This is a genomic window from Fictibacillus fluitans, from assembly GCF_030418125.1.
GTDB lineage: Bacteria > Bacillota > Bacilli > Bacillales > Fictibacillaceae > Fictibacillus_C > Fictibacillus_C fluitans.
This window is the reverse complement of the sequence record NZ_JAUHTR010000009.1, coordinates 121938-143603: the sequence shown is the minus strand read 5'-3', so window position 1 is coordinate 143603 and position 21666 is coordinate 121938. Positions and strand designations below refer to the sequence as shown.

The following is a 21666-nucleotide window of genomic DNA, read 5'->3' as shown; positions in this document are numbered from 1 at the left end:
TGACTAGAAAAGGATTAGTCACCTCCTTCTTTGAAACTACTTTATCTTAACAAACTCTTCTGGCTGTTATATACATTTTTTTAAATCTTAGAAATAATTTAACTTATTTTACATTAGTTGTAATCTGACTAAAGGAGTATTCTTCTCTAGCCCTTTTTATTTATTTCTTCTAACGGAAAGAAAAAGAGGGAAATGAGTTACATTCCCTCTCTAGAAGATGGTTATCTATAATTCTCCTATTACGTTGCCTCTCCATTCATCAGATCACCTAGTGAACTTGTGAATTGAAGGTCATGATCCAGATGGAGCCAGCCACAATGGTGAACACCATCACCGCGCCGAGAATGAGCGCCATGACGTGATACCTTGGCTTTTCGCCCTCCCCTATGTGCATAAAAAAGAAGAATTGAATGATAAGCTGCAGCACAGCGATCAACAATATAGCAACGGTTAGCAGCGCTTTGTTCATTACATGCTGAATTACGAGCCACAGCGGCAAGGCTGTTAGAATCAGTGAAAACAAGAAACCAAGAATGTAAGTTTTGGCTGATCCGTGGTTTTCATGACTGTGCATTTACATCACCCCCAGCAAGTAAACGACGGTAAAGATGAAAATCCAGACTACATCGAGAAAGTGCCAGTACAGCCCGACGATGGTGACCTTCTCTTTTGTGTGCGCGTCAATACCGTATCGTCCGATCTGCACCATTACACCGGTCATCCAGATCAATCCAAATGAAACGTGAAGACCGTGCGTGCCGACTAGTGTGAAAAAGGAAGAAAGAAACGCATTTGTTGAAATTGCCGCCCCTTCCGATGCCATCTTGGCAAACTCTGTGATCTCCAGTCCCACGAACGACAATCCTAGCAAAACGGTAACCGTGAGCCAGCCCAGGAGATGCTTTTTGCTTCCCTTTTGCATGGCGAGTGAAGCCAGCCCGCTCGTAAAACTGCTGGCGAGGAGGATCAGCGTTTCTGCAGTAAAGCCTTTGACCTCGAACAGTTCCCGTCCGGTCAAATCGCCGTCCGTATGTGTCCTAAGCACAGCGTATACGGCAAACAAACAGGCAAAAATAATACAGTCGGTCACAAGAAAGATCCAAAATCCAAGCAGTTTAAATGTATCGTGGTGATGCTCCTGATGAGCATCCATCGAGATTGCTGGTTGTGCCATCACACGACCCTCCCTAAAGAAGACTCTGTCGCTTTAATTTCATCCACGGGAATGTAGTAGTCCGTGTTTCGCTGGAAGGAACGGGCCAGCAGGCATATGCCCACTCCGGCAAGGCCGGCAATTCCCACGCCGATCCACTCGAAGGTAAGCCCGAATCCTGCCACAAACCAGCACGCTGACATCAAAAACGGAATCCCTGAGTTTTTCGGCATATGAATCGGTGCATATTCTTTCATTTTGTTCGGAACCGCAGCTCCATACCTGTGGTTTTTCATGTCCCACCAGGCATCATCACTTTTCACTTCAGGAAGATGGGCAAAATTATAGTGCGGCGCAGGCGACGGGATCGACCATTCCAACGTCCGGCCATTCCATGGATCGCCGGTCAAATCCCGCTCACCATGCTTGATGCTGTAGAGAATCTGCCAGACCTGAAAAACAAACCCGATTCCCATGAGAAACGCACCAGCCGTTGACACCATGTTATACGGCGCCCAGCCCATGTCCCAGCCGTACGTATACACCCGGCGTGTCATGCCCATGAACCCGAGCGCATATTGCGGCATGAAACATACATAGAATCCGATATTCCACGTCCAGAATGCCCATTTACCAATGCGGTCGTTCAGCTTGAAGCCGAACATTTTCGGCCACCAGTAATAGAGTCCGGCCAAATAGCCGAAGACCACGCCGCCGATCAGCGTCTGGTGAAAGTGGGCAATCAGGAAGTAGCTGTTATGGTATTGGTAATCTGCAGGCGCGGCCGCGAGCATGACGCCGGTTGCGCCGCCAACGAGAAAGCATGGAATAAATGCGAGCGTCCAGAGCATGGGCTGTGTCATCGAAATCCTTCCCCGGAACATGGTGAACAGCCAGTTGAATATTTTGACTCCTGTCGGAATACCGATCGCCATGGTTGTGATCGCAAAGAACGTATTCACATCGGCTCCGGCTCCCATGGTGAAAAAGTGGTGGACCCAGGTGAAGTAGCCGAGTACAGAGATGATCATCATGGAAAAGACCATCGATTTGTAGCCAAAGATTTTCTTTTTGGAAAACGTGCTGACAATCTCGGAATAGATGCCAAACGCCGGGAGGACCACGATATACACTTCAGGATGTCCCCACATCCAAATCAGATTGACATACATCATCGGATTTCCGCCGCCGGTTGCCGTAAAGATATGAGCGCCGAAAAAACGGTCAACAAACAATAAGGCGAGCGTAACCGTCAATACCGGGAACGCAAAAATAATGGTAATGCAGCTGGACAGAACCGACCAGGTGAACAGCGGCATCTGCATTAATTTCATGCCCGGTGCGCGCATTTTTAAAATCGTAACAAGAAAGTTGATTCCCGTCGCAAGGCTGCCGATCCCCGAAATTTGTATACCCCAGATATAAAAGTTCTGTCCTGGACCGGGGCTGCCGGCCAATTCGGAAAGCGGAGGATAGCTGAGCCAGCCTGCGTCCGGAGACCCGCCGATCACAAAGGACAAGTTAAAGAGCAATGCGCCAAAGAAGAACAGCCAGAAGCTCATCGCATTCAGAAACGGATACGCCACATCCCTGGCTCCGATCTGAAGCGGTATAACAATATTGAAAAGCGCAAACATGAACGGCATCGCCATGAAAAGAATCATGATTGTTCCATGTGTGGTGAAAATTTCATTGTAGTGCTGCGACTGCAGAAAATGAGTGTTCGGCATCGCGAGCTGCATTCTCATCAGAAGGGCATCCACTCCGCCCCTGAACAGCATCAGCAGGGATGACACCAGGTACATAATTCCGATTTTTTTATGGTCGACGGTTGTGAGCCATTCGCGCCACAGCCAGCCCCATTTTTTGAAATACGTCAGAAAAACAAGAATGCCAAGCAGCGTGATGATGATGGACACATCTGCGCCATAGATTAGAGGATCCCCCGTTACAAAGAATCCTTTCGCTTTTTCTCCCACTTGTTTTTCCCCCTTTCGTTTCTATTCGTTATCGTGGTCCATCATCGACATGTCGTGCCCGCCGTGTTTCATTTCAGGCTTCATGTATTTACCTCCGTTGCGGTCGATTGTCTCGGTGAATAATTTTTCAGGATAGGAAGAATAGGTTTGCTTTCCCGCCAGGCCTTTTTCAGCAAGCTTCTCATATTTGGCTTCCGTCAGTGCAGGAGCGGTCTTTTTCACCTGCTTTGCCCATTGATTAAATTCAGCCTGCGGTTTGGCTACCACCTTAAATTTCATATGTGCGAATCCTTTTCCGGTAAAGTTGGCACCAGATCCATAATAGGTTCCCGGCTGATCCGCCTGCAGCCACAGCCTCATCGCCATGCCAGGCATGGTGTATTCCTGGCCGCCAAGCTCAGGAACCCAGAACGAGTTCATCATCTGGTCGGATGTTAAATGAAACTGAACCGGAACACCCGCCGGGATTTCGGCATAATTGACGGTGGCAATTTTTTGGCCAGGGTATTGAAACAGCCACTTCCAATCAAGGGAAGTTACCTGAATGGTGATTGGCTTAACATCCTCCACCGGCGGTTTTACAAGGGAATAGGTGGTTTTTGCCGTGTACACCCCCAGGATTCCGATAATAATAATCGGAACGCCCCACCAGACAATCTCTAAAATTTTGCTGTCGTTCCAATCCGGAGTATAGGGAGCCTTATTGCCCGGTTTATCACGGTACCTGTAAACAATGTAGATCAGCAGCCCCAACACAGGGATGACTACAACAGCACACAGCACGGCGGATAAAATAATTAAATGAAGTTCCTTTTCCGCTACTGGACCGGATGGATTGAAAATCAGATAACGCCGGTCACAGCCAGACAAAAGCAACAGCAGACCCGCTGCTAATATGGCAACCTTCCAAAGGCGGACAGTTAACAATGGCTTGATCATATAAACCTCTCCTTCCAATCACGTCTTCTTTTATGTGTAATAAGTACTACCTCATGCTATAACGGCAGGGCTAATCTCATATGTGATAAATGTCACTGATCCAGGCTGTTTTTATTTGGGGTGTGCAGATTGTCACAAAGTGGACAAACGAAAAAACCTGCCCTTCATGCAGGCAGGTTAAGTAAGACAAGGATGATTCACGTTATATGGGCATTCGCATAGCCTAATGTAATGATGTCATGAGGGAAAGAAGGAGTGGAACATGGCTCAAAACTTGAATTACGCGTCCCCTTCCGTACAGTTCACCGCGACCATTAACAAGAACGTTGTAACAAAAGACCGGCAAAATTACATCAATGTATTGGGAATTAACGAACTGAACACACTGGACAACGTATCTCTGCTGGATATCTTTTTAAGCAGCAGTAATGTGGTGGAACCGCATTACCATCAAAATGCGGCTGAACTGGTGTACTGCATTGCAGGCGCTGCTGTTGTTTCCATTTTCAACCCGTTTACGAAACAATATATGAACTTTTCCATTGGTCCCGGGCAGGTTGCCAATGTTCCTCAAGGCTGGTGGCATTATGAAGTGGCCACGACGGATCAGACCCATTTGCTGGCCATATTCAACTCGCCGACACCTGATGTTATTTTGGGGTCTGATCTGCTGAAGTTTACTCCTGCCAACATTATGGCCCACACCTATTGCATGAACGAAAATAAGTGGCAGCAGACGGTAAACCCTGTCCAGCCCACGATGTTCATCGGCCCTCCAAAAGATTGCGGCACCCGTCCGGAACCACAAAACGCCAAGCGGTATTATCAACAGCCGTATTATCAGCCGCCATACGGTTAATATAAAAAAGGCATACCCGCTTACAGGTATGCCTTTCGCTTTGTTAATTTATGAAACTTCCACACTTTTTCTCTCGGCTACTTCGTGAACAAACAACAATCCTAGTTCATGGTGTTCGTTTTCATAGAGTGAAGACTGGGCAAACCGGATTTCTCCCTGGTGATCAAGGATTTCAAGTTTACAGAAGGCGGCATTGATCTGGAGTGCCTGGTAAAACTCACTTTCATTGCTCAGCGAAACACCATTTACCTTCATAACCACTTCGCCAACCTGAATCCCCATCTTTGCAGCAGGAGTCCCCGGCACTACGCCGAGAACAACAAGGCCTTTGTTGCGGCGTGTAAAGAAAGGTTTTCCGTGATCGTCCTTCTGGCTGTTGATGACCGTAATCAGTTCCCGGCCAAGCATGCCCCCGATGAGGGCGATGACAGCCAGCAGCGGAAGACCGGTGAATACACCGACAAGCGTAATAATTACAATCAATGCACCGAGCGCTAACACCTGCTTACCTGTAGCTTTAATGGCCTCCTGCGGCAGCGAATGGGCATTCAGCTGGCGAAAGCCTACAGCAAACGGCACAAGCAGGATGGAGTAACCTACAGCCTGCATTCCGAACAGCGGCCAGTCTCCCTGCGGAGGAATGGCGCCCATCGGGATGAGTAAAAATTGCGGCACAAGCCAAAACCGTGTGGCTTCATGGGCACCGATATACTGTCCCCGTTTTCCTTTCAGCAGCCGGGGTGACGTCCGGCTGGAGCCTTTCCAGACAATTAATATACCTTCCTGGATGACCAGCAGTGCCATCAGGATGCCGAGTGAATCAAGGGGCGTACTCTGAATGTCCCTCACCCACTTGTCAATAAAACCGGTACCTGTTTCAAATCCCGGTAAAAACAGCGCAACAATGGCGGCCAGTCCGACCGCATAAGCAGGGTTTAAGAACCTGGTCTTCAGCGTTAATCCGAGCAGCAAATACATTAGCCCGATCAATGCCACCATTCCCATCGGGAGCGCCACTCCTGCCCCAAGCAGGACGGCCGAGAACAGAATACCGATCAGCAAACCGGGGAAAAAGGATTGGATCAGGTTATCTATTACCGGATGAACCTTTACTTTAAATTCCTTTCGTTCCCGTTTCACCCGCTTAAAGCCTATTACAAAAGCCACAATTACAAATACGTATGAAAGTGGATGTAAAAAAAGACCCGCTACTCCATTAAGCAGCTCTTTGATGTATATCTCCATTGAACAAATCTCTCCTTAAAGCATCTTCTCATTTTTATGAATTCCGGCATCCGCCTGGAATGTTATTCTTAAAAAGTTTATCTGATTAATCATTTTAAGTATAACCTGAAAAGATGCAGGCGTGTAAAAAAATGTGTGGATTTTGTAAATTCATTCATAAGAAAACCCGCAGGCTATAAGCCTGCGGGTTTCTCTCTTATTTCTTTTTGTTTGCGGCAATTTCCAATGCTGTCTGAAGCTGGAGGTCGTTTTTCTTGTTGCGGATTTGTGTAATGATTTTGCTTTCGATTTCACCTGCTGTTTTTTGATCGATTTTTCCGGAAGCTGACAGTTTGTTGGCTTTTTGGAAAGCCGTAACGGCAGTTTCTGTTTTCTCATCGAAATATCCATCTGCACGGCCGGGATCGAAGCCCAGACCTTTCAGCATTTTTTGTGCGGTTTTCACTTGTTCGCTGTTCATATCATAAGCAAGCGGTTTTTCAATGCTGAGCGGGCTGGAATAGAAGTAAGCCGGCTGCTTGACCGCATAGTTCGGTTTAATCCCCTTTTTATGGATCCAGTTTCCATCCGGTGTCAGCCATTTGGCCAGGGTCAGCTTGACGTTGCTGCCGTCCCCAAGGTCAATGGTCTGCTGAACAGTGCCTTTGCCAAAGGTTTTTTCACCTACAAGAGGGTATCCTCCCGCTTCTTTTAAGGCTCCTGCCATAATTTCAGATGCAGATGCACTTCCCCCGTCCACAAGCCCTACGATTGGGTAGTCTTTCTTTTCTTTCAGTTCGGAAACATAGCGCTGCTTGTTTCCTTTACGGTCCTGGATTTGAACGAAAGGTTTACCCTCAGGAATAATATCCTTCAGCATGCTGTCCACAGCGTCCAGATACCCGCCCGGATTCCCCCGGACATCGATGACAAGGCCTTGAATATCCTTGCCTTCCAATTCACTCAGTTTTTTCTTGAAATCTGCCCCGGTGTCTTCCGAAAAGGAAGTAACATTCAGCACACCGATTTTCTTTCCAGCCACTTTTTGTACATTCGAATAGACCGTTTCAATCGGAATCGTATCCCGTTTCACATCAATTTTCAGGGTGTCATTCACACCTTTTCGTTTGATGCCAAGGGTTACCGTTGATCCTTTTTTTCCGCGTATTTTCAGGACTGCCTTGTACAAATCAAGGCCTTCCAGACTTTTTCCGTCCACTGAGACAATCTGGTCATTCGGCTTAACTCCTGAACGCTCGGCAGGAGAATCCTTGAACGGAGCAATGACAGTCACTTTGCCATCGACCATGCTCACTTCTGTTCCGATTCCTTCAAAGGACGAATCCAGTGATTGGGTAAACTGGCTCGCTGTGTCTTCATCCATATAGACAGAGTATGGATCCTTCAAGGTTTTTACCATTCCGTCAATGGCGCCTTCCAACAATTTGTCTGAACTCACCTTTTGATAATACCTTGAGGAAATCAGCTGATAGGTTTTCTGAAGCTTAGCAAATTCCTCATCTTGATTGACTGGTGCTTTCGTGCTTTTCAGCTCATTGACCGTTCCTGCATTGCCGATGGACTGGTCGTTTTGTGACCATTTCATCCAGCCGTACATGCCCCCCGCTCCAATTACAAGCGATAATACCATAAGAAGTGCAACAACTTTTCTTTTCAATTTCGCTCACCTCGTTTGTTTGCAGAAAAAGGCATCACACCTTGCGGATGCGATGCCACTTTCAAAGTAAGAGATGGACCTGATGTATGTCCGTGTGACTCCTACTTTATATTATGAACAGCTTGTATTTTTATGTCCATATTTTTCTTCTGTTTACATATATGGACGCGGGTCAACCGCATTGGATTTGGATGCATTCCACGGTCCTTTGTGGAGCTCAAAATGCAGATGCTGACCAAATGAATGGCCCGTATTCCCCATATAGCCGATCAGTTGTCCACGTTTTACAGAACCGCCCTGTACGACACGCTCTCTCATGTGAGCGTATACGGTTGTCCAGGTCTGGCCATTAATGTTATGCGTAACAAAGATTACATTTCCATAAGAGGAAGAATAATCAGAACGGATAACGGTTCCGTCAGCCGCTGCGTAAATCGGAACTTTCCCTGCCTGGGCGATATCCACGCCGGCATGGAATTTGTTCCAGCGTGAACCAATTCCGGATGTAAAGGCACCGGCAGCTGGCTTCATAATCATTCCAGAGCCTGTGTTGGAAGCACTTTTCCCTGCGCTGCCACTGGTGCTCTGTTGTTCATTTGCCTGTTGGGCGCGTGCCTTCTCTTCTTTAATCGCCTGCTCCTGGCTGTTTAACAGCTCAGCCGCATTCTCATATTTCTCAACATCGTCTTCGATCTTGGAATGCTTTTTCTTTAAGGATGCCATTAATCTTGTTTTTTCTTTCTTTTGAACATCCAATTGCTTCTTCAACTCTTGCAGTTCATTCATTTTATCTTCCAAAGCAGCAAGCTTGTCTTCCACGGTCTTTTTCTTCTCAACAAGCAGTTCTTTATCCTTCTGCTGCTCTTCAAGAAGCTGGCGGTCCTGATCGGCAATCAGGTTCAGCGCCACTACCCGGTCAAGGAAGTCACCGAAGTTCTTGGATCCGAGCACCACTTCGAGGTACTGGACAGCTCCGCCGCTTTGATACATGGAATTGATCCGGTCCTTTAACAGCTTGTCCCGTTTGTCAATCCGCTTCTGAACAACATCGATTTCCTTCTTCAACTGCTCAACTTGATCTTTTGTATTATGAATCTCTGTTTCTTTTTGGCTGATCTTGTTTTCTGTATCAGCAGTTGATTGATCAATTCGTGCAATTTCGTTTCGCGTTGCTTCCTGGTTCTTTTCATTCAGTTTAAGCTTTGCGTTTGCTGCGTCTTGTTTCTTCTTGTTTGCCTCTTTTTTCTCTTTTATGCTCTTTAGCGTTTCTGCGCTGGCTGTCGTAGATGATTGGTAGGCTGTTAAACCGCTAAGAGCGAGGCTCAATGATAGTGTTAATGCTGCGAACTTTCTATTCAACTAAAGTCCTCCCCTTTTTCTACCCCTGTTTAATGGCTTATACTTTTAGGAATTTGCGTACGGAAGTCATGCTTCCCCAAATCCCAATCAATCCGCCGATCACCGCCAGCATTACAGAAAGCTGAAGCACCATCGGATACACCGGCAATAGTTTCACGAACACGGTATCAAGCTGGTTGTTCACTTGTCCATGCAGGAACTCATATCCAAACACCACCACGAGAATCGGGATAACCGCTCCCGTCAGACCAAGCACAAAGCCTTCAATAAAGTACGGCCAGCGGATAAATCCGTTTGTCGCCCCGACCAGCTTCATGATTTCAATCTCTTTGCGGCGTGAAAGAATTGTAAGTTTAATTGTGTTGGAAATGAGGAACATTGCTGTAAAGATCAATCCAACAATCAGGACAAGTCCTACATTTCTGGCAACGCCTGTTACTTTGAACAAGCGCTCAACGGTTCCCTGTCCGTAATCCACTTTCTTGATATGGTCATACTTTTCAATTTCAGAAGCGACCGTTGAAGTGTCCTGGGGCTTCTTGGTTTTGATGATAAAGGCATCAGGCAGTGGATTCTCATTTTTCAAGGATGAGAAAGCCTTTCCTTCATCTCCAAGACTCTTGATTAATTCCTGAAGCCCGTCTTCCTTGGACTGGAATTTCACTTCATTTACATTTGGAATCTGCTCCATTTTCTGCTGCAAATCGTTGTATTCGGTTTGTTTGGTCGTGCGGTCAATATACGCCCGAATTTCCACATCGCCCTCAATCTGGCTGGCAAGATGGTTCAAGTTCAATAACACCACTAGAAAAACGCCGACAAGCAATAAAGTAACCGTTACCGCACTAACGGAGGCAAATGACATCCAGCCATTTCTTCCGAGACTTTTAAATGCTTCTGCAAAGTGACGTTTTAGGGTTCTAGACTTCATAACCGTATTCCCCCTTCTGTTCGTCACGCACGATTCTGCCGCCTTCAATGGCAATTACGCGCTTTTTGAAACTGTTCACAATATCTTTATTATGGGTGGCCATGACTACCGTTGTGCCACGTTCGTTGATTTGTTTAAAAATATCCATGATCTCCCATGCGGTTTCAGGATCAAGGTTTCCTGTAGGTTCATCAGCGATAATTACCGGAGGATGGTTTACGATGGATCGTGCAATGGATACACGCTGCTGTTCTCCGCCTGAAAGTTCATCCGGAAACGAACGTGCCTTATTCTTCAAACCTACGAGATCAAGCACTTCCATGACCCGCTGGCGAATGACCTTTGGTGTTTCTTCAATAACTTCAAGCGCGAAAGCAACGTTCTCATAAACGTTCAGCTTAGGCAGCAGCTTGAAATCCTGAAAAATGACGCCGATTTTTCTGCGCATTTTTGGAATATGCCGTTCTCTTAATTTCGCAAGATCGGTCCCCTGAATCAGAATGGAACCCTTCGTCGGTTTTTCTTCCCGGTACATGCACTTAACAAAAGTGGACTTACCGGCACCGCTTGGCCCGACTACATAAACAAATTCCCCTTTATCTATGTAGATATCAATCCCGTTTAACGCCATAACGCCATTGGGATATGTTTTCCATACATCCTTCATTTCTATCAACGAAAATCACTTCCTTAATTCATTAAATCTATATTTCCAAACCACTTATTTCATTCGACAATCTATTCTAACCAATTCATATAAAATCGGTGTTTTTTCCCGTAATTCCTATTATAACATCGGATTTTGCTATTTTTATTACAATTTTATTTCAAGTTGGTAACTTATCGAATCAAAACAAGGGACTATTTGCCTATCTTTCAAATACGTCAAAAAATAAATTACGACAGGTTTCGCATTTTTCCTGATGACTGCGGGCGAAGCGCTTTACCCTGCCATTGCCTGTATCAAGCTTTATTCCATGACGATTTGGTAATCCAACAAACATACCCTTTCGTCCGCTTGTGCCCCGCCCTGTCGGTAGAAGTAAAATAATCAGTTGATATCCATAATTTCTCAATATTTCGCAACTTTTTTCACCTAAGAAAAAGAAGCGGATGAAAATTCATCCACTTCTTTTCTTAGTATAAAATTATGCCCGTTTGAACCCTTCTCCCAGCACTTCGTTTGCATTGAGCAAGATCACAAATGCAGAAGGATCCACTCCTTTTACATATTGCTTTAACTTTGTAACTTCGTATTGTGCCACTACACACATGAGCATCGGACGCTCGTCCTGGGTATAGCCGCCAAACGCATTGATCTTTGTCACACCACGGTAAAGGTCGGTCAGTATCCCCTGCCGCATCTCTTCTTCCTGGTCTGAAATAATTAAAGCCACCTTGGACACTCCAAGCCCCATCTGTACCACATCGATCGTTTTCGCGGTCAAGAACATGGCGATTAGCGCATAAAGTGCTTTTTCCAGGCCAAAAACGAGGGCAGAGGTGAGCACGATGGTTCCATCGATAAAGAGGATGCAAGTCCCAAGCGATACACCCCAGTATTTATGAACAATCTGGGCAAGCAAATCTACACCGCCTGTTGAGGCCTTTCCTCTGAAGACAATGCCAAGCCCGGCACCGACACCCAGTCCGCCAAATAAGGCACCGAGCAAGGGATCATTTGTTGCTGGCCCAAATCCGGTAAAAAGAAATACAAACAATGGCAGCACTACTGTACCGATCAGTGTTTTCGCGCCAAATTGCTTTCCGAGAAAAATGAGTCCGGCAAAAAACAATGGAATGTTCAATGCCCATTGCACATAGGATGGATCCCATCCTGCTACCCATTTCAAAATGGTGCTGATCCCGCTTACTCCGCCAGAGGCAATCTTGTTGGGCAATAAAAATACAGAAAAAGCAAGGGCAACAAAGGCTGACCCGATGACCACAAAAATATATTCCAAAGCGAGTTCTGCTTTCGGCGGCAAAACTCCTCTGCGTCTTCGCAAAGCTGTCATCATTCGTTCTTTTACCTACTTTCCAAAAAGTTCTCTAGTACTAAAATCATAAAATCCGACTCATTATATCACTACTAGTCTGCCCTGTGAATGCGATTCCGATGACGCGGTAAAGGAATAAATGATAGAGTATGACTTCGATTTTTGGTTTTGTCGAAACATTCTTAACCTTTCCAGACAAAATTCGGTTAAAATTGAATAAAACTCCGAGACAGAAAGGACGATGTATAAAAAAATGGATGAGAAAAAGATGTATCTTCTCATTTTGCAGCGTATGGAGGAAGCACTGAGCAGGCTTGACGGCTATCAAAAAAAGCTGGACACCATGGAACGCAACTTTGACCGGTTTGAACAGGATTTGGATTATTATCATTCAGCTGTGCTGCAGCGGTTTGAACAAATGGAGCATTACATTTCTTATCTTGAACATGAAATTGAGGTCCTGCAGCGCAGTGTTCCTTTGCCTGACCCATCCCTGCCCCTTCAATAAACTACATATGCACCATGCTTAAAGCAGTCCGGAGAACCCCGGGCTGCTTTAAAAAAACAAAAAGGAGCTGCCAGAAGTCAATTTTACTGACTTTCTGTACAGCCCCTTAAAACATAACTTATTTAATTTTAGAACGAAGGTAAGCGTCAATGAAGGATTCGATATCTCCGTCCATTACCGCCTGAACATTTCCCATCTCAGTGTTGGTGCGATGATCTTTTACCAGGCTGTACGGGTGGAATACATAAGAACGGATCTGGCTTCCCCAGCCGATTTCTTTTTGTTCCCCGCGGATTTCCGCCAATTCGGCCTGCTGTTCTTCAATCTTGCGCTGCAGCAGCTTGGCCTTCAGCATCTTCATGGCGCGGTCGCGGTTCTTGATTTGTGAACGTTCCGTTTGGCAGGACACTATGGTGTTTGTCGGTATATGCGTAATCCTGACGGCAGAGTCGGTTGTATTTACGTGCTGTCCGCCCGCTCCGCTGGCACGGTACGTATCCACTTTCAAATCTTCCGTGCGCACTTCAATTTCTGCATCATCATTGATTTCTGGCACCACATCACACGAAACGAACGACGTATGGCGGCGGCCGGATGAGTCAAACGGAGAGATCCGGACCAAACGGTGAACCCCTTTCTCCGCTTTCAAATAACCATAAGCATTGTGCCCTTTGATGCCAAGGGTAACACTCTTTACGCCGGCTTCATCTCCCGGAAGGTAGTCCAGCGTTTCGACTTTAAATCCTTTTCGTTCTGCATAGCGTGTATACATGCGAAGAAGCATGGAAGCCCAATCCTGCGACTCTGTTCCGCCGGCACCCGGATGAAGCTCAAGAATCGCATTGTTTTTGTCATGAGGCTGATTTAAAAGAAGCGAAAGCTCAAACGTATTCAATGCATCGGATAATGCTTTCAGATCGCGTTCCAGTTCTTTCTGCATATCCGCGTCAAACTCTTCCTTCAGCATTTCATGCGCTACTTCCAAATCTTCATAACGGCCGTTCAGATCTTCAAACTGGTTGACCTGTTCCTTCAACCCGTTCGCTTCACCAATCACGGTTTGAGCCGCATTTTGGTCATCCCAAAATTCCGGAGCACTCATTTTTTCATCAAGCTTAGCTATTTTCTCTTTCTTTTCATCGAGGTCAAAGAGACCCCCTGAAGTCCGCTAATCGCTTAGCCATAATATTGAGTTCTTGCTTAATTTCTACTAATTCCATCTCTGCCACCTCGTATTTTTGGTTCATCCTCGTGAGTATATGCTTAGCTGCTGTAAATAGACACAGCAAAGAGAGTCTGAAACCTCCGACTCTCCTTGCACCTTTTCTTATTATATCATCCCGGCGGAATTAATTCTCCGCTCCGTGACATTGTTTGTATTTTTTGCCGCTTCCGCAAGGACAAAGAGCATTGCGTCCGATGTCCTGTTTCTTTTTCGCCGGCTTGCGTTTTGTTTCCTGCTTATCGCTCGGAACCACTGCTTTTCCTTCTGCCACCTGCTCGCGCTGCATGTTTTGTTCCACTTGGGCTTTCATGATGTACATGGAAACCTCTTCTTCAATGGCAGCAACCATCGCTTCGAACATTTCAAACCCTTCAAACTGGTATTCGCGAAGCGGATCATTCTGGCCGTAGGCGCGAAGGTGAATCCCCTGGCGGAGCTGTTCCATCTGGTCGATATGATCCATCCATTTGGAGTCAACCGCACGTAGGATAACGGCTTTTTCAAACTCACGCATATGCTCAGGTTCAATGAGTGCTTCTTTCTCGGCAAAGGCAGAATGTGCTTTTTCTTTCAGAAGCTCAATGATCTCTTCCTGATCAAGTCCTTTAAGGTCTTCAACCGCTACATCTTCTTCATTCAGGAAGGTTGCAACGGAATAGTTCACAATTTCATCAAGATCCCATTCTTCCTGCACGATTTCTTCCTGTGTATGAGCTTTTACAATTCGGTCAATGGATGAATCCACCATCTTCAGAACAATATCTCCAAGATTATCGGCATCGAGAACTTCCTGGCGCTGCTTGTAGATGATCTCACGCTGCTGTCTCATAACGTCATCATACTGAAGCAATTGCTTACGGGCGTCGAAGTTGGAGCCTTCCACCCGTTTCTGTGCAGATTCAACGGCTTTGGTAACCAATTTGCTTTCGATCGGTGTATCTTCGTCCATTCCAAGGCGTTCCATCATGTTCATCATGTTGTCTGAACCGAATCGGCGCATCAATTCATCCTCCATGGAAATGTAAAACTGGGAAGACCCCGGATCTCCCTGACGTCCGGAACGTCCGCGAAGCTGGTTGTCAATACGGCGGGATTCATGGCGTTCTGTACCAAGGATGTGAAGACCGCCCACTTCACGGACCCCTTCTCCAAGCTTGATATCTGTACCACGGCCTGCCATGTTGGTCGCAATCGTCACCATGCCTGTCTGGCCGGCATTTTCAATGATTTCTGCTTCCCGTTCATGGTTTTTCGCATTCAATACATTATGCGGAATGCCTTTTTTGCGAAGCATCTGGGAAAGCAATTCTGATGTTTCAACAGCAACTGTACCTACAAGGATCGGCTGCCCGGTTGCATGGCGCTCCTGAATTTCTTTTACAATGGCACGGAATTTTCCAGCCATGGATTTATAAACAAAATCGGAATTATCAATACGGGCGATCGGACGGTTCGTCGGAATAGCCACTACTTCCATGTTGTAAATATTGCGGAATTCTTCTTCCTCCGTCTTCGCTGTACCCGTCATACCGGATAGCTTGTTATACATACGGAAGTAGTTCTGGAACGTAATGGTGGCAAGCGTCATGCTCTCACGCTGAATTTCAAGGCCTTCCTTTGCTTCAATCGCCTGGTGAAGCCCCTCACTGTATCGGCGCCCTGCCATCAAGCGGCCGGTGAACGGGTCAACAATAACAACCTCGCCGTCCTGCACCACGTAATCCACATCAAGAATCATAATGATATTAGCCTTCAACGCCTGGTTAATATGGTGGTTCAGCGTAACATGGTTATAATCATACAAGTTATCAATGTTGAAATATTTCTCTGCTTTCGTAATTCCCTCTTCTGTAAGCTGAACATTTTTCGTTTTAATATCAACGGTATAATCTTCTTCTTTTTTCAGCGTACGGACAAACATGTTAGCCATCATGTACAGCTCGGTTGACTTTTGGGCTGAACCCGAAATGATCAGCGGTGTACGCGCCTCATCGACTAAAATGGAGTCAACTTCATCGACGATAGCATAGTTAAGCGGACGCTGAACCATTTGTTCCTTATAAACAACCATGTTGTCCCGAAGGTAATCAAAGCCGTATTCGTTGTTGGTTCCATAAGTAATGTCAGCAGCATAGGCTTCGTGTTTTTCTTCTCTGGACATATCGGAAATGTTCAATCCGACGGTGAGACCAAGGAAGTTGTACAGCGGGCTCATTAACTCGGAGTCACGGCGTGCCAGATATTCGTTGACCGTAACGACATGGACACCCTTGCCTTCAAGTGCATTCAAGTACACCGGCATGGTCGCCACGAGCGTTTTACCTTCACCTGTTTTCATTTCGGCAATGTTGCCTTCATGTAGAGCGGCTGCCCCCATGATCTGAACAGGATAGGGACGTAAGCCGAGAATACGGTCTGCCGCTTCACGAACGACCGCGAATGCTTCAGGAAGAAGGGCATCAAGAGATTCCCCCTTGGAGATGCGCTCTCTGAATTCCCCGGTCTTTTGGCTTAGTTCCTCGTCCGAAAGACCCTTCAGGGCATCTCCCAGCCCATCCACCTGGTCGGCAATTTTTTGGTATCTATTTAAATTTCGATCATTCGTGCTGGGAAAAATTTTTTTAAGCAATCCTATCATCTGTTAACGCTCCTCTGTTCAGGAAATAAGTGCTATTACTTATTCTATCAGTTTGTGAATTTTACGACAAGAAAGCCGAAATTTCTATGGCTGTCAATTCAATTATTTTTACGGTCTTTCACAAACTCTCTGTTTCCCAGTATAAAGAAAAAACGATACAAGTGGGGAAATGTAAAAGAATTTACAAAAACCAAAGCATGACTTTTGCCCTGTTTCCCAAAAGACGGGGAAAGGAATTTCATCTAGGATGAAAAGGAATTTCATCTAGGATGTACGTCCACTGATTGTTTTAAACCCAATTATGTAAAAAAGGCACAGCCGCGATTGGCCGTGCCCCGGGGATTATGCTCCCCTTTGTTCACCAAGTCTCATGACGGTTTCTTTCATCCTTTTTTTGCCTTCCACAAGACGGGCGGTAAGCATGCTGGCTACATTGTCACCCGTTGCATTGAGCAGGGTTGCCGGCGGGTCGATAATGGTAGAGATAGCTGCTGCAATCGGCAGCGCCTCCACCGGAAAACCGAACAAGGAAAGAATGAGCATTTCGCCAATCATTCCGCCTTGCGGTATCGCACCCATGACCATTCCGACAAGCAAGGAAACAACGAGCACAAGCAGGTAGTTTCCGATACCGGAAAAACTATGTCCGAAAATCCCAAAAAGGAACGTGATTTTAAGAACTCCGCCCATGACTGAGCCGTCTTTATGAAGTGTTGCGCCAAGCGGCACAGCCGTTTCACTGATGTCATCCGGAACACCCATTTTTTTCGAAGCTTCCAGGTTAACCGGAATGGAGGCTGCCGAACTGCAGGTTGCCAGAGCGGTCAGCGATGGAGAAAGCATGTTTTTCCAGAAAAGACGAACGCCGTCTTTTCCGTTCGCCATAAGTGCATAAAGCGTAAAGAATCCAAAGAAATAAATAAGAGCAAGCGGATAATAGTAAAGCACCGCACGAAAATAGGAACCAAGCAGCGTGGGTCCAAATTCCCCGATCAAGGCAGCAAAATAAGCGCCGAGCCCGATAGGAGCATAATACATGACCAGACTGACCATTTTCAGCATCACTTCACTGCCAGATTTCAGGAATGATGCGAACGGCTTTCCTTTTTCACCAATCATGGTAACAGCGATACCCATAAGTACTGAAAATAAGATAAGTGCAAGCATGTTGTTGCGCGAAAACAGCTCAGAGAAATCAGAAACCGTCAGTGTTTGAACAATTTGGTCCCCGACGGAAACCTTTTCACCGGCAGCTTCCGGTTTAACAAGATCGATGTTTACCCCTTTGGAAGGTGAATATATTTTCACACCAACCATCGCGATAACCGAAGCCACGACCCCTGTAAAAAGAAAAACAACCATCATTGATCCCATTACTTTTCCAAAGCGTTTCACACCGCCCATTGAAGCAATGGCCGATGAGATGGAAAAGAAGACAAGCGGAACAACGATCATAAACATCGCATTCAAAAATAAATCACCAAACGGCTTTAAAACAGCGGCATCCTTGCCCTGTGTAAAACCGATGATGCTTCCGATCACAATGGAAAGCAATAGTATGAGCGGAAAACGGTAGGTCTTTAAAATTTTCTTCATCTCAATATCCCCTTTTTCATGTTCATGTAGATTATAGGCATCATTGTCAAAAAACACAATGTGTTATTGAGCCCCTTCCTGTACTAAAGCGAAAAACGGTAATAGTCCTGTGTGCAATAAGATGTAAAACCACAGGATTCATAGAGTTTCAGTGCATTGCTATTATCTGCTTCCACATCCAGGGACAGCGAATGGCCTTTCGACTGTTCCTGGGAGATCAGAGACTTTAGCGTACTCCTGCCAATCCCTTTTCCCTGTTCAGCCGGGGTTACCGCAAATCCGTAAATCCAGGCTTCTCCTCCCTCAGCAGCCACTCTTACCTTTCCTACCGGTTTTCCGTCTTTTTCTATCACATACCGATTTAGTCCCTTTTCATTTTTTATTCGCTGATTGTGTTCTTTGGCCTTTGACGGGGAAAAACCAAAACACTCAACATCCAGCTGCATTTCAAACTCTTGGTCGGATGGACTGGAGATTCTTAAAGAGATATCATTTGAAGCCTCATCTGCACTTCCCTGCCACTTCATCTGGTGCTCGGAAAAAGCATACAAACATGGCACTTGTTTTAAAAAGGCTTGGCCAGATGATGAATTCTCAGGTGTATTCAGCAAGATTTCTTCATACTCTAGTTTGGCATGCTGGATGGCTTTCTTTAAAAGCTGTGAAAAGATTCCTCTCCTCCGGTATGCAGGCAGTACCATTCCACACAATTCTGCCTTGCTTCCAAATCCGTAAATCCCCAGAAAGGCACAAAGCTTCCCTTCCTCATAATGAAAAAAGTTCTCCTTGCTGTTTCCGTTTCGCAGCTCAAGCATATCCCAGTTCAATTTCAGCTGCAGATCTTCTGCTGTTTCGCACTGATGCTGAAGGTTTTTTAACTCTGACAGCTGTTGATGGTATTCCATGAAAAGCCCCCCATTTTCTATATCCTTTTCATTTCTCGCCTCACTATGAAAAGTCCTTTATGCAAGGAAAGAAATACACCAGAAAAGCCGGCAAAGGAGCACATTTAAGTGCTCTTTTGCCGGCTGTTTTTTTGTTGTCATTATTAAGTTTCAAATCGATTTATTCCGGACTGATCAGACCGTATCTTCCGTCTTTTCGTTTGTAAACCACATTAGTCGTGCCGGTTTCTGCATGATTGTAAACAAAAAAGTTATGGCCCAGCAGATCCATCTGAAGAATCGCTTCCTCCGTATCCATTGGCTTGAGGTCAAAGCGTTTCTCACGGACAATCTCAAATTCGTCTTCCTCTTCGTCCACAACCAGGGTTGTAGTTGCATCTGCACTGTTGGCAATCATTTCATGAATGCCTCCATTTTGTTTGGAACGGCGGTTCACCTTCGTTTTATGTTTACGAATCTGACGCTCTAATTTTTCAATTACGAGGTCGATTGCCGCATACATATCCGTATGGCTTTCCTCTGCTCTGAGCAGCAACCCTGTCATCGGAATGGTTACCTCGACAGATTGGGTGTTGTTGTAAACTTTTAGATTGACGTATGCGTCAGTATTCGGAGTTTCGTTAAAATAGCGCTTTAGCTTTGCAACTTTCTTTTCAACATATTCCCTTAAAGCTGGAGTCACCTCAATGTTTTCTCCACGAATGTTAAATTGCATATCTTAACTCCTCCTTTCGTGATGTATATATATTTCGTTATACCCGTTAACAATTCCTTCATAAACTTTAAAATATCTTGACAATATTTTTTCTTTCTCGACATTTTTCGCCAAGCCATAGAAAAATTAGTTTCGGGCACAATGGGTATGTAAGGTATTAGGAGGGATCGGAATGCATAACCAAAATGTTGTTAAACAAAGTGTGAAAAACGTTCAAAAAGGCAAGGTAAAAAAAGGGGAATCTCATAAACTCGCCTGGTGGCAGCTTTCATTGATTGGGATTGGCTCTGTAATCGGTGCGGGATTTTTTCTTGGTTCCGGCCTGTCCATCCATTCAGCCGGGCCTTCGGTACTGATCGGCTATCTGCTGGCCGGTTTGACGGCCTATTTTGTTTTCAGCGCTCTTGCTGAAATGACGGTACAGGATCCTCAGCCCGGCTCTTTCCGGACGTATGCCGGCCAGGCATTCGGCCATCCTGTCGGTTTTATGAGCGGCTGGATTTACTGGACAGCAGGTGTCTTGATCATGTCGAGTGAAGTAACCGCTCTGGCGATCTTTACACAGCTTTGGCTGCCCCATGTGCCCCTCTGGCTCTTATCCGTCGTTTACTCTGTACTGGCCCTCGGGATCAATCTTCTGGGTGTGAAAAACTTTGGCAGCATTGAATCATTCTTTGCGGTCATCAAAATTTCCACTCTTGTTGCGTTTATCGGATTTGGAATTCTGGCTGTAGCTGGAGTCATTTCCCCTGACAGCGCTAAAGCAAGTCTCTCATCGGCATCGTTTGCACAAGGTTTTTTTCCGAACGGCTTCTCCGGATTCTGGTCTGCCATGATTTTTATCCTGTTTTCCTATGGTGGGATTGAAGTGCTTGGAGTCCTCTCTACAGAGCTGAGAAATAAAAAAGATGTGCCAAAAGCCGGCACATTTCTCGTGATCGCACTAACGGTATTCTACGCCGTTAGTATTCTCTTTATCTTGATGATGGTTTCCTTTCGTGTCATTAATGAGGACAAAAGCCCGTTTGTTAAAGCACTGTCAAGCTTTCCCATTCCTTATCTGGAAACGATTTTTAACGTTATATTGATCAGTGCCGCATTTTCTACCATGGTGGGGGCTCTGTTCTCCATCACAAGCATTATGGTTTCCCTGGCAAAAGACGGAGATGCTCCCGGACGCCTTCAGAAAAAGAACAGCAGGGGAGTTGCCGCAGGAGCCTTGGGCTTGAGCGGAATCGGGCTTGCCATCTCCGTCCTTTTCTCCTTTTTGTTGCCGGACACAGTGTATGAATATATGACAACCTCGGCCGGTATCATGCTGATCTTAAACTGGCTGATCATCCTGTCCTCCCATATTAAAAAACGGAGGCAGATTGGCTCGAGCAATGAGCATTACCGATCCGCAGCTTATCCGTTAACGTCCTATCTGGGGATTGCTCTCATTGCCTTTACCATCGCAGGGTCTCTTTTGCACACCAATCAAAGAGTAGGTTTTTACATCAGCCTTGGCTTTGTAGCCGTCATTTTCAGTGCCTATTACCTCGGTTCAAGGTTTGGGAAATTTAAAAAGGTTCACAAAACTGAGGAAGAATATTGACGGACATAAATAACCCAGCATTCAAAAGAATGCTGGGTTATTATCCGAAGTATCGGCTAGTTATTATTATAGTTTGGTTACGTTAGCTGCTTGTGGTCCACGAGCTCCGTCAACGATTTCAAACTCTACTTCTTGGCCTTCGTCAAGAGACTTGTAACCTTCAGAATTGATGGCTGAGAAATGTACAAATACATCGTCCCCATCTTCTCTTTCGATAAAGCCAAATCCTTTTTCTGCATTAAACCATTTTACTTTTCCTTGCATGTACTTTCACTATCCCTTCGTCATGACGATCTGTATAGGAACCCTATACAATCATAGTATTACATATTTAAAAAATTGTTGTCAAACGCATCATTT

General features: G+C 45.6%; 19 protein-coding genes. 3 read left to right on the top strand and 16 right to left on the bottom strand.

Features of this window, described 5'->3' with window-relative positions; all coding sequences use genetic code 11:
• Positions 1-268 precede the first annotated feature (268 nt).
• Genes cyoD through QYB97_RS16860 form a run of 4 tightly spaced genes read right to left on the bottom strand, consistent with a single transcriptional unit; the run spans position 269 to position 4071 of the window.
• Positions 269-574, bottom strand: a complete 306-nt coding sequence (cyoD, locus tag QYB97_RS16875) for a cytochrome o ubiquinol oxidase subunit IV (RefSeq protein ID WP_301167188.1) — start codon at positions 572-574, stop codon at positions 269-271.
• Positions 575-1174 carry a cytochrome o ubiquinol oxidase subunit III gene (gene cyoC, locus QYB97_RS16870; RefSeq protein WP_301167187.1) on the bottom strand — a complete coding sequence of 200 codons (600 nt, stop codon included), beginning with the start codon at positions 1172-1174 and terminating at the stop codon, positions 575-577.
• Positions 1174-3132, bottom strand: coding sequence for a cbb3-type cytochrome c oxidase subunit I (locus QYB97_RS16865; RefSeq protein WP_301167186.1), 1959 nt, complete (start codon positions 3130-3132; stop codon positions 1174-1176). Before QYB97_RS16865 ends, cyoC begins: the two co-directional genes overlap by 1 nt.
• A 21-nt stretch (positions 3133-3153) precedes the next feature.
• On the bottom strand, positions 3154-4071 hold the full coding sequence (locus QYB97_RS16860) for a ubiquinol oxidase subunit II (protein WP_301167185.1): 918 nt from the start codon (positions 4069-4071) through the stop codon (positions 3154-3156).
• 262 nt (positions 4072-4333) lie between these two features.
• Between QYB97_RS16860 and QYB97_RS16855 the strand changes: the two genes are divergently transcribed.
• Positions 4334-4930: a cupin domain-containing protein gene (locus QYB97_RS16855; protein WP_356948192.1), complete on the top strand. Its 597-nt coding sequence runs from the start codon at positions 4334-4336 to the stop codon at positions 4928-4930.
• A 48-nt stretch (positions 4931-4978) separates the two neighbouring features.
• Here QYB97_RS16855 and QYB97_RS16850 read toward each other — a convergent pair whose 3' ends face one another.
• From QYB97_RS16850 to QYB97_RS16825, 6 genes are all read right to left on the bottom strand, one after another.
• Positions 4979-6175, bottom strand: coding sequence for a PDZ domain-containing protein (locus QYB97_RS16850; protein WP_301167184.1), 1197 nt, complete (start codon positions 6173-6175; stop codon positions 4979-4981).
• Between the two features lie 196 nt (positions 6176-6371).
• On the bottom strand, positions 6372-7832 hold the full coding sequence (locus tag QYB97_RS16845; RefSeq protein WP_301167183.1) for a S41 family peptidase: 1461 nt from the start codon (positions 7830-7832) through the stop codon (positions 6372-6374).
• 153 nt (positions 7833-7985) lie between these two features.
• The gene (locus tag QYB97_RS16840; protein WP_301167182.1) at positions 7986-9191 is read right to left on the bottom strand and encodes a murein hydrolase activator EnvC family protein; all 1206 of its coding nucleotides are present in this window, start codon (positions 9189-9191) and stop codon (positions 7986-7988) included.
• A 37-nt stretch (positions 9192-9228) separates the two neighbouring features.
• The gene (ftsX, locus tag QYB97_RS16835; protein ID WP_301167181.1) at positions 9229-10122 is read right to left on the bottom strand and encodes a permease-like cell division protein FtsX; all 894 of its coding nucleotides are present in this window, start codon (positions 10120-10122) and stop codon (positions 9229-9231) included.
• Complete coding sequence (gene ftsE / locus QYB97_RS16830) at positions 10112-10798, bottom strand: cell division ATP-binding protein FtsE (RefSeq protein WP_301167180.1); 687 nt, start codon at positions 10796-10798, stop codon at positions 10112-10114. Before ftsE ends, ftsX begins: the two co-directional genes overlap by 11 nt.
• Positions 10799-11270: 472 nt before the next feature.
• Positions 11271-12143 carry a YitT family protein gene (locus QYB97_RS16825; protein WP_301167179.1) on the bottom strand — a complete coding sequence of 291 codons (873 nt, stop codon included), beginning with the start codon at positions 12141-12143 and terminating at the stop codon, positions 11271-11273.
• Positions 12144-12375: 232 nt separating this feature from the next.
• On the opposite strand from QYB97_RS16825, the gene QYB97_RS16820 reads away from it, so the two are divergent.
• Positions 12376-12630 carry a hypothetical protein gene (locus QYB97_RS16820; protein WP_301167178.1) on the top strand — a complete coding sequence of 85 codons (255 nt, stop codon included), beginning with the start codon at positions 12376-12378 and terminating at the stop codon, positions 12628-12630.
• Between the two features lie 118 nt (positions 12631-12748).
• Here the strand turns inward: QYB97_RS16820 and prfB are convergent.
• The 5 genes from prfB to hpf form a co-directional block, all read right to left on the bottom strand.
• Positions 12749-13850 (bottom strand): peptide chain release factor 2 gene (prfB, locus tag QYB97_RS16815; RefSeq protein WP_301167177.1). Its coding sequence is split into 2 segments (ribosomal slippage): positions 12749-13777 and positions 13779-13850, totalling 1101 coding nucleotides; the frame shifts between segments, so codons are not numbered across the junction.
• A 129-nt stretch (positions 13851-13979) separates the two neighbouring features.
• On the bottom strand, positions 13980-16493 hold the full coding sequence (gene secA, locus QYB97_RS16810) for a preprotein translocase subunit SecA (protein WP_301167176.1): 2514 nt from the start codon (positions 16491-16493) through the stop codon (positions 13980-13982).
• Positions 16494-16835: 342 nt separating this feature from the next.
• The gene (locus tag QYB97_RS16805) at positions 16836-18089 is read right to left on the bottom strand and encodes a dicarboxylate/amino acid:cation symporter (RefSeq protein ID WP_301167175.1); all 1254 of its coding nucleotides are present in this window, start codon (positions 18087-18089) and stop codon (positions 16836-16838) included.
• 83 nt (positions 18090-18172) lie between these two features.
• A complete protein-coding gene (locus tag QYB97_RS16800; protein WP_301167174.1) occupies positions 18173-18994 on the bottom strand; it encodes a GNAT family N-acetyltransferase in 822 nt (273 codons plus the stop codon).
• Between the two features lie 160 nt (positions 18995-19154).
• Positions 19155-19709, bottom strand: coding sequence for a ribosome hibernation-promoting factor, HPF/YfiA family (gene hpf / locus QYB97_RS16795; RefSeq protein WP_301167173.1), 555 nt, complete (start codon positions 19707-19709; stop codon positions 19155-19157).
• A gap of 172 nt (positions 19710-19881) precedes the next feature.
• Between hpf and QYB97_RS16790 the strand changes: the two genes are divergently transcribed.
• Complete coding sequence (locus tag QYB97_RS16790) at positions 19882-21306, top strand: amino acid permease (protein ID WP_301167172.1); 1425 nt, start codon at positions 19882-19884, stop codon at positions 21304-21306.
• A 66-nt stretch (positions 21307-21372) separates the two neighbouring features.
• On the opposite strand, the gene QYB97_RS16785 is transcribed toward QYB97_RS16790, so the two are convergent.
• Positions 21373-21570, bottom strand: coding sequence for a cold shock domain-containing protein (locus QYB97_RS16785; protein ID WP_061971922.1), 198 nt, complete (start codon positions 21568-21570; stop codon positions 21373-21375).
• Positions 21571-21666 lie beyond the last annotated feature (96 nt).

What these genes read in the sequence shown, in the direction of transcription:
- QYB97_RS16855 (WP_356948192.1), top strand. Translation starts at nt 4,334, where the DNA reads ATGGCTCAAAACTTGAATTACGCGTCCCCTTCCGTACAGTTCACCGCG.
- QYB97_RS16785 (WP_061971922.1), bottom strand. Translation starts at nt 21,570, where the DNA reads ATGCAAGGAAAAGTAAAATGGTTTAATGCAGAAAAAGGATTTGGCTTT.
- cyoC (WP_301167187.1), bottom strand. Translation starts at nt 1,174, where the DNA reads ATGGCACAACCAGCAATCTCGATGGATGCTCATCAGGAGCATCACCAC.
- hpf (WP_301167173.1), bottom strand. Translation starts at nt 19,709, where the DNA reads ATGCAATTTAACATTCGTGGAGAAAACATTGAGGTGACTCCAGCTTTA.
- QYB97_RS16800 (WP_301167174.1), bottom strand. Translation starts at nt 18,994, where the DNA reads ATGGAATACCATCAACAGCTGTCAGAGTTAAAAAACCTTCAGCATCAG.
- QYB97_RS16850 (WP_301167184.1), bottom strand. Translation starts at nt 6,175, where the DNA reads ATGGAGATATACATCAAAGAGCTGCTTAATGGAGTAGCGGGTCTTTTT.
- secA (WP_301167176.1), bottom strand. Translation starts at nt 16,493, where the DNA reads ATGATAGGATTGCTTAAAAAAATTTTTCCCAGCACGAATGATCGAAAT.
- QYB97_RS16825 (WP_301167179.1), bottom strand. Translation starts at nt 12,143, where the DNA reads ATGATGACAGCTTTGCGAAGACGCAGAGGAGTTTTGCCGCCGAAAGCA.
- ftsX (WP_301167181.1), bottom strand. Translation starts at nt 10,122, where the DNA reads ATGAAGTCTAGAACCCTAAAACGTCACTTTGCAGAAGCATTTAAAAGT.
- QYB97_RS16860 (WP_301167185.1), bottom strand. Translation starts at nt 4,071, where the DNA reads ATGATCAAGCCATTGTTAACTGTCCGCCTTTGGAAGGTTGCCATATTA.
- QYB97_RS16805 (WP_301167175.1), bottom strand. Translation starts at nt 18,089, where the DNA reads ATGAAGAAAATTTTAAAGACCTACCGTTTTCCGCTCATACTATTGCTT.
- QYB97_RS16790 (WP_301167172.1), top strand. Translation starts at nt 19,882, where the DNA reads ATGCATAACCAAAATGTTGTTAAACAAAGTGTGAAAAACGTTCAAAAA.
- cyoD (WP_301167188.1), bottom strand. Translation starts at nt 574, where the DNA reads ATGCACAGTCATGAAAACCACGGATCAGCCAAAACTTACATTCTTGGT.
- QYB97_RS16820 (WP_301167178.1), top strand. Translation starts at nt 12,376, where the DNA reads ATGGATGAGAAAAAGATGTATCTTCTCATTTTGCAGCGTATGGAGGAA.